At 56.5% G+C, this 14,741-nt stretch carries 12 protein-coding genes; 4 read left to right on the top strand and 8 right to left on the bottom strand.

The window, feature by feature from the left end; translation table 11 throughout:
• Positions 1–95: 95 nt before the first annotated feature.
• The 3 genes from AB4Y96_RS10280 to AB4Y96_RS10270 are packed head-to-tail and all read left to right on the top strand — an operon-like array spanning position 96 to position 1,128.
• The gene (locus tag AB4Y96_RS10280; RefSeq protein WP_091877805.1) at positions 96–680 is read left to right on the top strand and encodes an SspB family protein; all 585 of its coding nucleotides are present in this window, start codon (positions 96–98) and stop codon (positions 678–680) included.
• 8 nt (positions 681–688) lie between these two features.
• Positions 689–901, top strand: coding sequence for a DUF4169 family protein (locus AB4Y96_RS10275; RefSeq protein ID WP_441917133.1), 213 nt, complete (start codon positions 689–691; stop codon positions 899–901).
• A complete protein-coding gene (locus tag AB4Y96_RS10270; protein WP_441917131.1) occupies positions 898–1,128 on the top strand; it encodes a ribbon-helix-helix domain-containing protein in 231 nt (76 codons plus the stop codon). Before AB4Y96_RS10275 ends, AB4Y96_RS10270 begins: the two co-directional genes overlap by 4 nt.
• Positions 1,129–1,610: 482 nt before the next feature.
• On the opposite strand, the gene AB4Y96_RS10265 is transcribed toward AB4Y96_RS10270, so the two are convergent.
• From AB4Y96_RS10265 to AB4Y96_RS10240, 6 genes are all read right to left on the bottom strand, one after another.
• On the bottom strand, positions 1,611–5,414 hold the full coding sequence (locus AB4Y96_RS10265; RefSeq protein WP_441917198.1) for an AsmA family protein: 3,804 nt from the start codon (positions 5,412–5,414) through the stop codon (positions 1,611–1,613).
• Between the two features lie 85 nt (positions 5,415–5,499).
• The gene (locus AB4Y96_RS10260) at positions 5,500–6,909 is read right to left on the bottom strand and encodes an FAD-binding oxidoreductase (RefSeq protein WP_441917129.1); all 1,410 of its coding nucleotides are present in this window, start codon (positions 6,907–6,909) and stop codon (positions 5,500–5,502) included.
• A 323-nt stretch (positions 6,910–7,232) separates the two neighbouring features.
• Positions 7,233–7,595, bottom strand: a complete 363-nt coding sequence (locus AB4Y96_RS10255) for a DUF2185 domain-containing protein (RefSeq protein WP_112530501.1) — start codon at positions 7,593–7,595, stop codon at positions 7,233–7,235.
• Between the two features lie 8 nt (positions 7,596–7,603).
• Positions 7,604–8,557 (bottom strand): hypothetical protein, encoded by a 954-nt coding sequence (locus AB4Y96_RS10250; RefSeq protein ID WP_441917128.1) that lies wholly within the window; start codon positions 8,555–8,557, stop codon positions 7,604–7,606.
• Between the two features lie 78 nt (positions 8,558–8,635).
• Positions 8,636–9,520, bottom strand: coding sequence for a dienelactone hydrolase family protein (locus tag AB4Y96_RS10245; protein ID WP_441917126.1), 885 nt, complete (start codon positions 9,518–9,520; stop codon positions 8,636–8,638).
• 56 nt (positions 9,521–9,576) lie between these two features.
• Complete coding sequence (locus AB4Y96_RS10240; protein WP_441917124.1) at positions 9,577–10,488, bottom strand: DMT family transporter; 912 nt, start codon at positions 10,486–10,488, stop codon at positions 9,577–9,579.
• Between the two features lie 146 nt (positions 10,489–10,634).
• Here AB4Y96_RS10240 and AB4Y96_RS10235 point away from each other — a divergent pair, with 146 nt between their 5' ends.
• Positions 10,635–11,105: an Lrp/AsnC family transcriptional regulator gene (locus AB4Y96_RS10235; RefSeq protein ID WP_441917122.1), complete on the top strand. Its 471-nt coding sequence runs from the start codon at positions 10,635–10,637 to the stop codon at positions 11,103–11,105.
• A 379-nt stretch (positions 11,106–11,484) separates the two neighbouring features.
• On the opposite strand, the gene AB4Y96_RS10230 is transcribed toward AB4Y96_RS10235, so the two are convergent.
• Both AB4Y96_RS10230 and AB4Y96_RS10225 read right to left on the bottom strand, forming a co-directional pair.
• Positions 11,485–12,024, bottom strand: coding sequence for a glyoxalase superfamily protein (locus tag AB4Y96_RS10230; RefSeq protein WP_441917121.1), 540 nt, complete (start codon positions 12,022–12,024; stop codon positions 11,485–11,487).
• Positions 12,025–12,247: 223 nt separating this feature from the next.
• Entirely contained in the window at positions 12,248–14,578 is a 2,331-nt protein-coding gene (locus AB4Y96_RS10225; RefSeq protein ID WP_441917119.1) for a glucose/quinate/shikimate family membrane-bound PQQ-dependent dehydrogenase, read from the bottom strand.
• Positions 14,579–14,741 lie beyond the last annotated feature (163 nt).

The raw sequence follows: 14,741 nt of genomic DNA, 5'->3' as shown, positions 1-14,741 counted from the left end.
CCAGTCGCAATTCCTTTATCCATGCGCCATAATGGCTCAAATACGTTTGTCTTCTCTGCTTGACAGAGAGGGGCGAATCCATGGGATAAGAGTGCATGCCACAAGATATGATCCGCTACGATATACTGGCCCAGGAAGCGCTACGCGGCGTTATCCGCAAAGTCCTTGGAGAAGTCGCCAAGGCTGGTCTTCCTGGCAACCATCATTTTTTCGTCACGTTCCTGACCGGTGCGTCGGGCGTGCGCATATCCACACGTCTGCACGAAAAATATCCCGAGCAGATGACTATCGTGCTGCAGCACCAGTTCTGGGACCTGCAGGTGACTGACACGCTTTTCGAAGTTGGCCTGTCCTTTGGTGATGTGCCCGAGCGTCTTGTGGTTCCTTTCTCGGCTATTCGCGGCTTCTATGACCCCTCCGTCAATTTCGAGCTGGAGTTCGATGTCGAGGTGGAAGAAACCGTTGGCGACAACGATCAGGGCATTACCAGCATCGCGCCGGTGCCAACAGCCGAAAAGCCCAAAACTGCCTCTTCAGGTTCCAAGCCCAAGCCAGCAGCCAAATCGGCCAAGAAGCCTGTGAAAGCTGGCGGTGAGAAAACCGATGCGGCGCGCGAGGAAGGCGGCGAAAAGACATCAGCCTCCGTTGTTTCGCTGGATTCCTTCCGGAAGAAAAAGTAGCCGCTGATATGGCCGACATCGTCAATCTGCGGCAATTCAAAAAGCGCAAGGCGAAGGACGCAAAAGAGCAGACTGCGGCCGAGAACCGGATTGTTTTTGGCCGCACCAAAACCGAAAAGCAGTTCGAAYAGAGCGCCAACCGCAAGAGTGAACTGTTTCTCGACAGCAACCGGCTTGAGAGCCAGCCGCCTTCCATTGACGCCGACAAGGATAAGCCTTGAGCCTCGTGCGCAAACGCTCCGTGACCATCCGCGGTCACCGCACCAGCTTTTCCCTTGAAGACCCATTCTACGACATCATCACATCCATCGCCGCAAGCCGGGACATGACGGTCGCAGGTCTGATTGCCGACATTGACGAGGGCCGCGACCGTAATTCCAACCTCTCCTCTGCGCTCCGCATCTACGCGCTGGATTGGGTGATGAACGGGATGAAGCCCACCTCATAAGTTGCCGTTTTGACTCGTTGATCCTGTTCCAAGATACAGAGGCCGCCATTCGTGACAGGCACCCCTTACCCTCCCCCTATATGGGGAGGGTCGGACCGCAGGTCCGGGGTGGGGGAGCGAGGTGGCAACCTATTCAACTGTCATTGAGGGTTATTGCCCCCACCCCGCTGCTACGCATCGACCCTCCCCACATAGGGGGAGGATAAGGTGGTGCCTCCTGCAGCTTAAACGAGCTGGCCGACAGATTGGGTGTGTTGTTTGTGGTTCGTGGTTCGTGGTTCGACAAGCTCACCATGAGGGAGAGTGTGGATGCAACGCTAATCGCAGAGATTGCAGATCAAAAAAATTGCTGATCATAAAGCTTGCAGATCACAAGGGGTGCAGAATTTAGCTCCCTTTCAACATCCCTCTCCCTCATGGTGAGCTTGTCGAACCACGCACCCATGCACCATCAACCGCAGTCACCACATCACCCAAGGATATTACTGAACAGTCGGCCCAAGTGTTTTGAGAAAATCATCGACTGACTGCTTGTTGATGGAGCCGGTTCCCTGCGGTGGTTCGGCTTGTGCACCGCCATTGGCGGGAGCCTGCTGCTCGCGGGCTTTGCGCGCGGCCTCTTCAGCTGCCTTCTCCGCCGCTGCTTTTTCCGCTGCGGCTTTCTCCGCAGCAGCCTTATCCGCCGCCTGCCGTTCAGCCTCCACCTTGGCTGCGGCTTCCTGCTCCGCTTTCAGCTTCGCTTCTTCAGCCAGTTTCTGCCGTTCCGTCGCCTTGCTCTGATAAAACAGCGCCTCGCGCCGCAGGCGCTGCTTTTCCACCAGCGACGCCTGCATGGTTTCAACCCGCTGCTGCTCACGTTCCAGCGTGCGCTGCGTCAGGAACTGTTCCAGCGGCTGACGGTTGAGTGTCCATTTCGGCGCGCGCCATGGCCCTTCCCCGGTGAATTCTACAACCGGTTCGGCCCCGGCAACAACCAGCTTGCCCGGATCAAAGGAAAAGCGTCCCTGCGAAGCCATTGTCATATCAGGCAGATTGAGGCGCAGATCCGCATTGAGTGTCGCGCCTTCGCTTTTCAGCTGAAATGTCGAGGTTCGCGCCATGCCGCCCGCAATGGTAAAGGCGAACTCCGCCGCTCCGGCATTGAACGGCCCCGCATGCAGATATTTGCCAATGACGGCACTGACCGCATCTGATGTAATCGCCCCCGGCAGATTGTCGGCATCGTTCAAAATGGGCTTGAGCGCACCGGGATTGATGGCGTCAACAGCCAGATCGTCGACGGACACAACGCCGGAACCTGCAACAGACGCCATCATATCCGCAATGGATGTTCCGGTCGCATTGACCGATGCGACAATCTTGGCCGCACCCATCAAGGGTTCATGATCATCGGGCGTATAGAGATCATCAAGGGTCGCCTGCTCCAGCGTGAACTGGCCGGTGGCCAGACCATTGCCGCCCGTATTGCGCAGTTCAAACATGCCTTTGAAGTTGCCGCCGAGCACATCCCCTTGCGTGTCATCAAGCCGCAAATAGCCATCCTTCAGCGAGGCGGTTGATTGCAGCTTGGTCACAGGCCCCAGAAGTCCTGCGTCGGCCTCGTCAGCCTTGATTTTCAGATTGAAACCAACGGGAAACAATGGCGCTTTGGCAAAGACTTCCTTGGGCCATGATTTTTGCCCGCTCGCATCAAGCGTGCTGGTGCCGAGCATGAACTGCGCCACCGAGGACAGATCAAGCTTGCTGAAAGTCAGATTACCCTGAACATCGGGAATATTGTTCTCTGTTCCAAGATCAAGCCGGCCCGCCATCTTGGTATCATTCACTTTACCGTTAAGATCGGGCAGCACCAGCCTGCCCTTGGCAAGCTGAAAGCTGCTGGCCATATCCACCGGCATACCGCTGCCGAAGCCCGGCAGAGAATAACCAGCGGTTGCCAGATAGGGCTCTATGTCGCTGGCTTTGATCGATGCGCGTCCTTCGCCGTTCAACAGGCCGCCGGTGCTGCGCAAACTGCCATCGAGCAGTGCCTGGCCATCCGGCGCTTTAAGGGAAAGCTGGGTCTGAATGCCATCCTTGCCATTGCCCTTGAGCGCAAGATCAGCCTCAAGCTCACCAGCCAAGCCAAGCGGCAGCGCCGGAAGCCCCATCAGGGCCATCAGGTTCTCGCCATGGTCCGTGCGTGCATTCATGGTCAGCTCAAGCGCCCGGAGCTTGTCGGCGCCCTGACTGGTTGTGCCTGATAAGGTTACATTCATGCCACCGGTTTTTCCCGAGGCACTGAGGGAAAATTCATCCGCTGCATTTTTGCCATGGAGAGCATTGGCGAGGATGCTCAATTGCGTTTCCTCGAATAGTCCGGGAAATCTCGCGGCATGTTCATTCAAGGCTGTGACAAAAGGAAAGTCGGGAAATCGCTTCGCCAGTGCTGAAACAAATGGAGCAAGGTCATCTGCAAGAATGGTGGCATCCAGCGAACCCGTCGGTTCATCCTTGAACGGCTCCATCCTGCCCGTCGCGGTAATCGTTGCCCCGGAAAGATCGCCGACCGTCAAACGGTCAATATCGAAAACCCCATCGCGCAGGCGAAAACCCGTATCAAGGCTTTCAGCCACCAACCCGCCATGGCTGACCGGACCGGCTTTCAACCGCACATCGAGGTCTTCGCCCGCCAGTTGCGGCGATCCCTTGCCCGCCTCCGATGGTGCATTCCGGCCAAAGATTGCGGCAAAGGCTTCCAGCGCGTCGCCATCCAGCGCGCCGCCCTCCAGTGTCAACTGGGTCAGCGGCACGGATTCGCCTTTGGCACTGCGGATCAGCGAACCCTTTAGCGACGCGCCGCCAAGCGCTACCTCAAGATTGTCAATGCGCTGCAAATCATCATGCAGCTTCACGTCACCGGAAAAACCCGCCCCCTGAAGGCGCCTGATCGACTCGTCAACAGTATCCGTCAGCCATGCAGCGAGACCAGAGGGCTGACGTGAGGCCACGAGGAGTTTACCGTCAAAACCGAAATTCTCGCCAATCTGCAACATGCCATTGGCTTCAAATTGGGTCCGCCCGGGCAATTCCGCCCGAAGCTGGTTGATTTTCCACTCGCCACCTGACGGTTCCGCATCGATCGTCACTGAACGGATTGTCGTATCTCCAGCCACAATCGCAGGCAGCTTCAGATCAATCGTACCCGGAACGGTCGGTATCGGGAGCTGATCCATCAGGCGGCGGAACACTCCGAGCCGCTGCGCCGCCGTGTGCGGTTTCGGTTGGCTGCCCTTCGAATCTTCATTCTGATCGCTGAATGTGACCTGCTGGCCGTCAGCCCTGATTTCAAAGCGTGGGTTCTTGCCATAGTCAAAAAGCGCATTGCCATTGACGATGTAAGGATCATCAGCGGTCCCCTGCTCCATACGGAAGTCAGGAATGGATATCCGCGCATGGTCGGCCTCAAAGCGCCCGGTCACCCGCACGCTTGATAGTAGCGGCTTCTCAGCAACCGCTATATTCTTGTTCGCATTTTCCGCCTTGCCCGCACTTCCCATCTTGGGCGCGGTTTCATCAACAGAGCGGATATTGATATTGCCGGCATATTTCAGCGCCCCCTTGTCGAGGGTGATGCCGCCATCAGTTTCAAGCACCGCGGGCATACCATCAGGCGTGACCCGTGCATGTACATTCAGCGAGCCATCGGCTTTCACTTCGCCTGTCGAGGCTGAAACAGCCGTTTTCTCGCCATTGAAAAGCAGGGTGCCGTCAAACTTCCAGGGACCGCTCAACTTGGTCGCGGAAAGCGTTGCATCGAGATCATCAACCGTGCGCACCGTCGCCGTGGAAGCATCGCGCACCACCACCGATCCATCGGTGATCTTCATGTTTTCCAGTTTCACCTGCGCAGAGCCAATTGAGGTCTGCGGGCGGATGGCCCAGTCGATCACACCATTCTTGTCGATATTCACCTTGGCGGTCGGCTTTTCCAGCCGCATGTCGAAGATGAGGATTTCACCGCGCAGGAATGGCGCAAGCTCCGCATCCATCGAAAACTTGTCGATGGTCATGACAGGTTCCGATCCGGGATCACCCACTTTCACATCGGAAAATGTCACCGAAGGAAATGGCAGAAGGCGCGCACTGGCAGACCCGGCAACCGTGACCGGCCGCCCCAGAAGCGCCGAAGCTTCCCGCTCAAACGAAGAACGATAGCCCGCCCAATCGACAAAATACGGCACCACCAGTGCCGCAGTCAGCACCAGTACCAGTAATCCGCCGATGAAAACAAAAAGGCGTGCCAGTGTTTCACTCCATTCCTACGTTCCGAACACCCTATACGCCGCATCGTTCACAAATTGGGCGAACATGCGGATTCAAAACGCAAAGTTACAGACGTAAGATCTTGCCGGGATTCATGATATTGCCCGGATCGATAGCCCGCTTGATGGATTCCATCACATCAACCGCGCCGCCAAGCTCCAGCCGCAGGAATTTTATTTTCCCCTGCCCGATGCCATGCTCGCCCGTGCAGGTTCCATCCATGGCAATAGAGCGCAGAATGAGGCGTTCGACAAAGGCTTCCACTTCACGGATTTCGTCCGGGTTCTTGTCGTCAAACAGGATCTGTACGTGGAAATTGCCATCGCCCGCGTGCCCGACAATCGGCGCGACCAAACCGGTTGCTGCAATGTCTTTTTCCGTTTCAACAATACATTCGGCCAGCCGCGAAATTGGCACACAGACATCCGTGGCAAGCGATTGCTTTCCGGGTGCAAGCGCCATGCAGGCAAAATAGGAATTGTGCCGCGCCGACCACAGCTTTTCGCGCTCTTCCAGATTGGCAGTCCATTTGAATGCGCCGCCGCCATTGGCCGCAGCAATCTCGCCAAACAGTTCCGCCTGTTCCGCCACACCCGCATCGCTGCCATGAAATTCAAGGAAGAGACAGGGTGCGATGGGGTAATCAAGCTTCGCATAATTGACCATTGCCTGCATCTGCAAGGTGTTGACCAGTTCGATGCGCGCGACGGGAATACCCATCTGGATGGTTTCGATAACCGTGTTGCAGGCACTTTCCAGATCAGGAAACGTGCAGATGCCACCGGAGATCGCCTGCGGTATGCCGTAGAGTTTCAGCGTCAGTTCCGTGATGATGCCAAGCGTGCCTTCAGAACCAACCAGCAGACGTGTCAGATCATAGCCCGCCGATGTCTTTTTCACCCGTTTGGCTGTGCTGATCAGCCGGCCATCGGGCATGACGGCTTTGAGTGCCAGAACATTTTCGCGCATGGTGCCATAGCGCACTGCATTGGTGCCCGAGGCGCGGGTTGCCGCCATCCCGCCAAGGCTGGCATTTGCGCCGGGATCAATCGGGAAAAACAGACCCGTATCGCGCAGATATTCGTTGAGTTCCTTGCGCGTAACCCCCGGCTCCACGACGACATTGAGGTCTTCACTATAGACCTTGAGGATGCGGTTCATGCGCGACATGTCGATGGAAACCCCGCCCGCAGGCGCGTTCACATGGCCTTCCAGCGACGTGCCGGTGCCGAAAGGAATAATCGGCACATGCCACTCGCCGCACAGACGCACGATCTCCTGGATATCCTCAACATTCTCAACAAAAACAACCAGATCGGGAGCCTGGTTCGGAACATAGCTTGTAGTGTGAGCATGCTGTTCGCGGATGGATTTTCCCGTCTGCGCGCTATCGCCAAATCTTTTCTTGAGAATTGAAACAACGGTCGCAATACCATTTTCGTTGCGCACCATTGCTCCTGCATCAGCCAATGCCATTCCAGTCTCCAGAATTCCAATCGAGGATTCGTTCAAATTGCGCGCATTTTCAGTCAGTGCACGCGACTTGTCCAGTTGTAACTCTGTGTGACAGAACCGCAAGGGTCAGGGCTGGGTTTGAGTTAAATGATATGATCGGTGATGTCAGCACCGCCGGTGCATGGTCCGCGGCCCGTGGTTCGACAAGCTCACCGTGAGGGAGAGGGGTGATGCAACGCTAAGCGCAAAGAGTGCATCACAAACATTGCAGAACTTGGCTCCCTTTCATCACCCCTCTCCCTCACGGTGAGCTTGTCGAACCACGAACTACATTCATACAACCCCTAATCATCCTCATCATCATCACTCGGTTCCCAATCGGTCACCCGGACGAACCGCTCCTGCTCGCCGGTGCGTTCAAAAACGCTGCCAATGGGCGAGTCGAGCAGCGGAATAATGCTGGGATCATAATTGGCGATGGTGTTGACGTCGAATATCCCGCTGTTCTCAGGATCACCCATGTAGTCATCACTCTCGAAACCAGAGAGAAAACGCCAGCCGCTATCAAGCTCATTATCCGGATCCTCACGGTACATGAAGCGCACGGGATATCCGTCGATTGTTATCGTATCAGTTGCGATACAGCCGCCGTAATTGCGGACCAATGGCCGTATCTCGTCCTTGGTGAGTCGATAGGTTTTATCCATGCCTAATTTTAGTTGATCGTCAGCGACTTGGCCAGCCTGCGGAAACGTTCTGCATATTTATCCTTCTCGCTGTCGCGCACGATCAGGATGGCGCGAACATAGCGGGCAGTCTCGAACCGGGCGATCTGCGCGACATAAAGTGCATCGCCGCTGGCAGCATCAGTGGCGCTTCCGTCGATCTGAACCCATTCTCCCCCATCCGCTTCAGAACTCGTTTCATTGTTGGAGCGAACGTCCTTGATGCCGGTCAACGACGCAAAGGCCTGCTTGGCAAAATCCATGCGTTGATCCGCCTCGGGCGCGGTACCAAGATTAGAGGCAATGATCACCACCGGCTGCGAGGAATTGGCGGGAATATCCTGCGGACCATCAGTCAGAAGATAGGTTGCCCCGGCAATGGCGCGGATCGGGCGAAACCCCTCCAGTTGACCCACTTTGAATGGCAGAGCGGCCACCTGCTCTTCCAGTGTTGGCGGCGTGCGCACGGCAATTGAACGCAACGTATCTTCCACATCCGCATCGGAAGGACCACCCGCAGCGCCGTCAGGAACCTGCATGGTGATCATTGCTGTGGTCGTTGGCCCCTGCGTCAGCACGATCCATTTGCGATACTTGATACCCGATGCGATCTGGCTGCCGTGAACAAACTTGGCAGCGGACGCGCCCTTGACGATCCAGTCCCGAACCGCGTCGGTGACCACGATGCCGGTCGGAGCCAGGCCTTCCGCGTTAAACTTGCCAGATATCTGAGCATAGGCTTCAGCCGGCAGTTCGGTCAGGACGATTGACGCACCCGTCTTGATGTCTTCGAAGCCGCTGAATGTGGATGATGCCTGCATGTTCTTGGGAACAACCAGCCCGACGCTTGATCCTTCCGGGAAAACCGCTTCCTGCGCAAACGCCATCTGTCCGCCGCCAAGCGACAGTGCGATAAAGACCAGAATGGCAGTTATATAGCGCATGAAGGCAATCCCCGTTTCGGCCCTGTCAGTAGCAATGACTGGAACGGTCTGGCAAGCGATTGGTTTCACACCAGTGGATCAGCTCAGATACTTCTTGAAGAATGCAACCGTCCGGCTCCAGGCAAGGTCAGAGGCTTCCTTGCTATAGCGTGCGGTGGATGTGTCATTGTTGAACGCATGGTTCACACCTTCATAAACCTCGATATCGAAGGTCTTGCCATTGTCCTCAAGGGCCTTCCTGTAGCCGTCAATGCCCGCATTGATCCGCGTATCCAGTCCCGCATAGTGCAACAGCAATGGTGCTTTGATCTTCGCCACATCCTCGGCTTTCGGCTGGCGGCCATAATAGGCAACACCGGCGCCAAGCTCCGGCGAATTCACCGCTAGATCATTGACCAGTCCGCCACCCCAGCAAAAGCCCATCACGCCGACCTTGCCATTTGTGTATTTTTCCGCCCTGAGATAGTCGATGGTCGCCACCCCCTCGGCAATCGTCTTATTCGCATCAAGACTGGCAATCAGGTCCCGCGCCTTGTCTTCATCAGCGGGCGTACCACCGGCCGATGACAGAAAATCCGGTGCCAGCACCGTAAAGCCTTCCAGCGCCATGCGCCGGGCGACGTCGCGAATATGACCATTGAGACCACGATTCTCGTGGATGATGATGACCGCAGGCAGTTTACCTGTCACGTCTGCCAGACGCGCGCGGTATCCCTTCATATCGCCTGACGAGCCCGAATAGATCACATCCTTGGTGAAAAGCCTTGCATCATCGGTGGCAACAATGGCGGCCTGTGCGGAGTTTGCCGCCAGCATCGGTGCGATGACAGCCGCAGCTGCGCCGGAGCCCGCCAGCTTGGCGAGCTTGTCCATGAACGCCCGCCGGTCAAGGGTCAGATGCGTATATTCATCATAGGCATCGACCATGGCCTGATTGATCTTCGGGGTCTTCGGCTTGTCCATTATGGTTCTTTCCATCGAAGAGGGCTGCCGGGCCGTCGAACCCCTGCCGTTTCCCATCATCCCTTGAGACGATGGGAAAGGACACCGGTGGAGAGCGCAACGCCGAGTCCAGTCATCACTGCTGCGCTAATTTCCCAGACACCGACCGGCTCGTCAAGGAAGATGGCACCACCAAACGTTGCAAGGACAGGAGTAAGCGCGCTGAAAGCCGCCGCCTGACTGCCACCGAGGGCACGCACGGCGATCCCATAGGCGAGCATGGCGGCGAGCCCCGACAGAATACCCTGGCTCAAAAACTGCAAACCAATCTCGCCGAGCGGCACCGTCATGATCGTTGTTCCGAAGACCAAGGCAAGGCCAATATGGATGATGAAGGACCACACGGCGATGAGCGCGCCGCCTTCCAGCGCGGTCAGGCCCGAGCGGCGGAATGCATGGGTGTATCCAGCCCACAGCAAGGCCCCCAGCGGCAGGAAGACAAAGCTGATCCATGTGATTTCATGGCCTGCAACGGCGCGCACCAAGAGGATGGCAAGACCGCCGATAATCGCGGCAAGGCCGAGACTGCGGAACAGATCGGGCCGCTCGCCAAACAGAACCACTCCGATCAGCGCAGCAGCCAGCGGCATTGATCCGCCAAGCAGCACGCCGACGGCGGATGCCGGAGTGGAATGAATGGCAAAGGTGGTGAACTGGAAAAACAGGGCACCGGCGCCGCCCACCATAATCACCAGAAGGATCAGCGGTACATTGCGTGGAATAAGACCAGTGCGCAGCCAGACCGGCGACAGAACCAGCGCGGGAACACCATACCGGATCAGGCCAAGATCAATGGTACCCAGCTGTGTGCCTGTACTGTGGCGCGTGGCGATAATCCATGTGGCCCAGATGAGAACCGTCACCAGCGCCCCGGCATAACCTGCGCCTGATGATGTGGACTTCTTGTAGTCCTGAACGAGAGCAACCATCGGAATATCCTTTCAAAATCAGTCCTGATGACTTCTGTTGAAAGGAGATTACCGCCAATGGCACGAGCATGTCCTTGCAAGTTGATGCCACCACAACTACCATTTCAGCAATATTCGCAAAGTTTTATCGAACTGAAAGGTGATTTATGCCAAATCTGGATAAATTCGATATCGGCATTCTTGAAGCACTGCAGGATGACGCACGGGCAACCAATGTGGAAATTGCGGAGAAGGTGAACCTGTCGCCCTCACCCTGCCTGCGCCGTATCCGCAATCTGGAAAAATCAGGAGTGATCCGTGGCTACCGCGCCGATATTGATCGCAAGGAGGTCGGGCTTGGCCTCACTGTGTTTGTCGAAATCAAGGTCGGACAGCACAGCAAGGAGAACTCCGATGCCCAGCAGGCCGCGCTGATCGCCTTACCTGAAGTGACCGGAGCCTTTCTGATATCAGGAACCGCCGATTTTCTGGCCGAAGTGGTGGTGGAGGATTTGAGCGCCTATGAGCGTTTCCTGACGGAAAAATTGCTGGTGATGCCCGGTATTTCGGACATCCGCTCCAACTTCGCCATCCGCATCATCAAATCAGGCGCTCCGCTGAAACTGCCAAGGCGCTGAAAAAACGAACGCTTCCTTCTGGCAACCTAAAACACCTATCTCGCCACCGTCCTTAAACATCCATCTCTCTGTGATTCCAAAATCACCTATCTCGCTGTCATCGTAAAGCACCTACCTCGCTGTCATCTAGCATCGCTCTCTCCGTCATCTTAGCATCCCTCCCTCCGTCATCCTCGGGCTTGACCCGAGGACCCATCGTTGAGGTCAGTAATATTGCAATGTATCGGTACCGATTTTGCTTGTTTGCCGTGGGTCCTCGGGTCAAGCCCGAGGATGACGGAGGGAGGGATGCCCAGCATCTTTCATGATACCCAGCAACTTTCATGCAGATGAATGCTGGCAGCACCGGATCACTCCAGCACTGCCAACACAAGGCACTCTATTTATCCTCACAAAATGAAATGCGATTGCTGAACGGATCGGTCACATGCAACTCGCGGCCCCATGGAGCATCTTCAAGACCGGGTTTCATGAAGCGATAGTTCTTGGCGTGGAGTTCCTTATGAAAGGCTTCAATACCCTTCATCCGCACAAAAACCCGCGCACCGGGGCTTGCGTCACCGGAATGCTCGCTCAGATGCAGCGTCAAGCCGGAGCGTGAGACCTGGCAATAAAGCGGGAAATCGTCACCAAACCGGTGTTCCCAATCCAGCGTAAAGCCAAGAAAATCCAGATAAAACTCTCTTGCCTTGTCCACATCGAAAATCCGCAGGATCGGATTGGCAGGCCCGAAGGATACAGCATCCTTCCCGGCAGGTTCTTCTGCCGCAATTTTTGCTGCAAGCACGTTCCAGTTATCGAGACCGAACCCGGCCGCAACCAGTTCCAGACCATCACTGTGCGAAATATCGATATTTTTGGCAGCCAGTGCCTGTCGCAGCGATTTGGCCATCGCCTTGGCGTCGTGAAAAGTACGCATCGTCTATCCCTATCGTCATGTGAACGAGGAAAGTCAGTGCCCGCATTGCCGACCCGTTCACCAGACAAGGATGAAACGAAGCTTCTTTTGATACATTCACCTTGGGTTAGGAACCCGCGAGCGGCTGGCTGTATCTGCCTGCTTTATGGATAAGGGCAGTTTGGAAAGCAGTCAACAAAAAGCCTCCCGGACGGCAATCCGGGAGGCTTGTCATGCGGGGCTATTACTTCGGCAGCGTATAGGCGACGACGTAATCGCCCGGCTTGGTATTGATCGAGCCATGCCCACCGGCGACGATAACGACATACTGCTTCCCATCAGCCAGCGCATAGGACATTGGTGTCGACTGGCCACCGGCGGGAAGACGCCCTTCCCATAGCTGCTTACCGCTGGTCACGTCATAGGCGCGCAGGTAATTATCAACAGAAGCGCCGAGGAATGCCACGCCGCCAGCCGTGATGATCGGACCGCCAAGGCCGGGCACGCCGACCTTGAATGGCAGTGGCAGCGGCGAGGAATCATAGACCGTGCCGTTGCGATGCTTCCAGGCGATCTTGCCTGTGCGTAAATCTGCACCCGCCACGTAGCCCCACGGCGGTGTCTGGCAGGGCAGACCAAGCGGCGAGACAAACGGTCCCATCACCACCGCATAGGGCGCGCCTTCATTGCGGTTGAGGCCCTGCTCGCTGCCCTTTGTGCCAGCACCGGGCGCTGGCACGTCGGCGCGGGGCACCAGCCGCGAGGTAAAGGCGAGATAGGTCGGCATCCCGAACATGATCTGGCGTTCAGGATCAACGGCAACGCCGCCCCAGTTGAACACGCCGAAATTGCCGGGATAGATCAGCGAGCCCTGTAGTGACGGCGGCGTATACCGGCCCTCATAACGCAGCTTGAGGAAGTTGATGCGGCAGGCGAGCTGATCGAACATGCTGACGCCCCACATATCCTTGCCCTGCAAGGGTTGTGGCATGAAGGTCAGGCCCGAAACCGGCTGCGTCGGCGATGTGTGATCGCCCTCGATAGCACCGCCCGGTGCAGGCACTTCCTCGACAGGAATGATCGGCTCACCCGAACGCCGGTCGAGCACATAAAGATCACCCTGCTTTGTCGGACCAACCAGCGCCGGAACCGTGCCGGTTGCCGTATTCACATCGACAAGACTTGGCTGCGAGGGCACATCCATGTCCCACAGATCATGATGCACAGTCTGGCGCACCCAACGCAGCTGGCCGCTGTTCAAATCAAGCGCCACAATGGACGACGAGAATTTCTCCACATTGGCCGAACGCCCTGCCCCAAGCTGATCGGGCGTCTGGTTGCCGAGCGGCACATAGAGCAGTCCGAGTTTTTCATCGGCACTGGAAATTGACCAGCTATTGGGGGAATTGGCCGTATATTTCTGCCCTTCCGGCAGCGGCGTCGTCACATCAGGATTACCGGAATCCCAGTTCCACACCAGCGCACCGGTGTTGATATCGAAGGCGCGAATAACGCCTGACTGCTCGTGGATGGAGTAATTATCATTGACTGCGCCGCCGACAATAATCTTGCCCGCGGCAATAACCGGCGGCGAGGTGGAATAGTAATAACCGGCTGGATTATAGGGCATGCCGTTTTCAAGATGCACGGTGCCCTTGTCGCCAAAAGCCGGACAAACCTGGCCATTGGCCGCATCAAGCGCAATCAACCGTGCATCGGCGGTTGGCATATAAACCCGCTCTGCACAGGGCTGACCGGCGGCAATCGCCGTATCCGCATAATAGGAAACACCGCGGCAGGTCTGATGCTGCCGGTCATTATTGTCCTTCACCTGCGGATCAAAGCGCCATTTTTCCTTGCCGCTTGCCGCATCCAGCGCAATGACGAAATTGTGCGGTGTGCATATATAAAGCGTATCACGCACTTTGAGCGGCGTGACCTGATAGGTCGTCTCAGGCACATCAGTCGAACGGCGCACATCGCCGGTCTGATAGGTCCATGCCACCTGCAGATTGGCGACATTATCAGGCGTGATCTGCTTCAGCGGCGAATAGCGCTGGCCGTAAAGGCTGCGGCCATAATAATGCCAGTCATCATTGGGCACACCGCCAAGATCCGGCTCTGTAACGACCGCCTCCTTGCTGAGCTGGCCCGCGAGATCAAGCGGGTCCTGCGTCATGGAATAACCGGCAACACCAAGCGCTACCAGAACCGTCACAAACAGCGCAGCACTACCGGCTGCCGAACTTTCACCGCCTGCCCGCACAAGTTTGCCGCGCACCCATGGGGTCAGCAACCAGAGCGCGAGGAGAATAATCACACCGCCGCGCGGTGCAAGCTGCCACCAGTCAAACCCGATTTCCCAGATTGCCCAGCCAAGCGTGCCGATTACCAGCACCGCATAAACGAGCAAGGCGGAGGGTCGCCTTCGGAACAAGAGAATGGAGGTGAGAAGAAAGGCAAGAGCCGCGATGATGTAATACCAGCTGCCGCCAAGAGCGGCGAGCCAGACACCGCCCCCACCAAGGGCAGCCGCAATAATGAGAAAAAGGAGAGCCGTTAGAGTGATTGCCATGGTAGGGGTCCTTTCCAAGCTCAATCAAGATCGAATGGTCCTGACATGAGGCTGCGAACGGGCCATCGGCTGCCAGATTCCTCTTAATCACTAAGGCGTATGCCTTAATTCAAACCGGTGCAATATCGATGATTGAATTTTTCAATCGCAAGTTTCAGGGGAA

The organism is Phyllobacterium sp. TAF24 (assembly GCF_052113785.1).
Taxonomy (GTDB): domain Bacteria; phylum Pseudomonadota; class Alphaproteobacteria; order Rhizobiales; family Rhizobiaceae; genus Phyllobacterium.
Note: the sequence above shows the minus strand (reverse complement) of the source record. Positions and strands in the feature narration are given on the sequence as shown.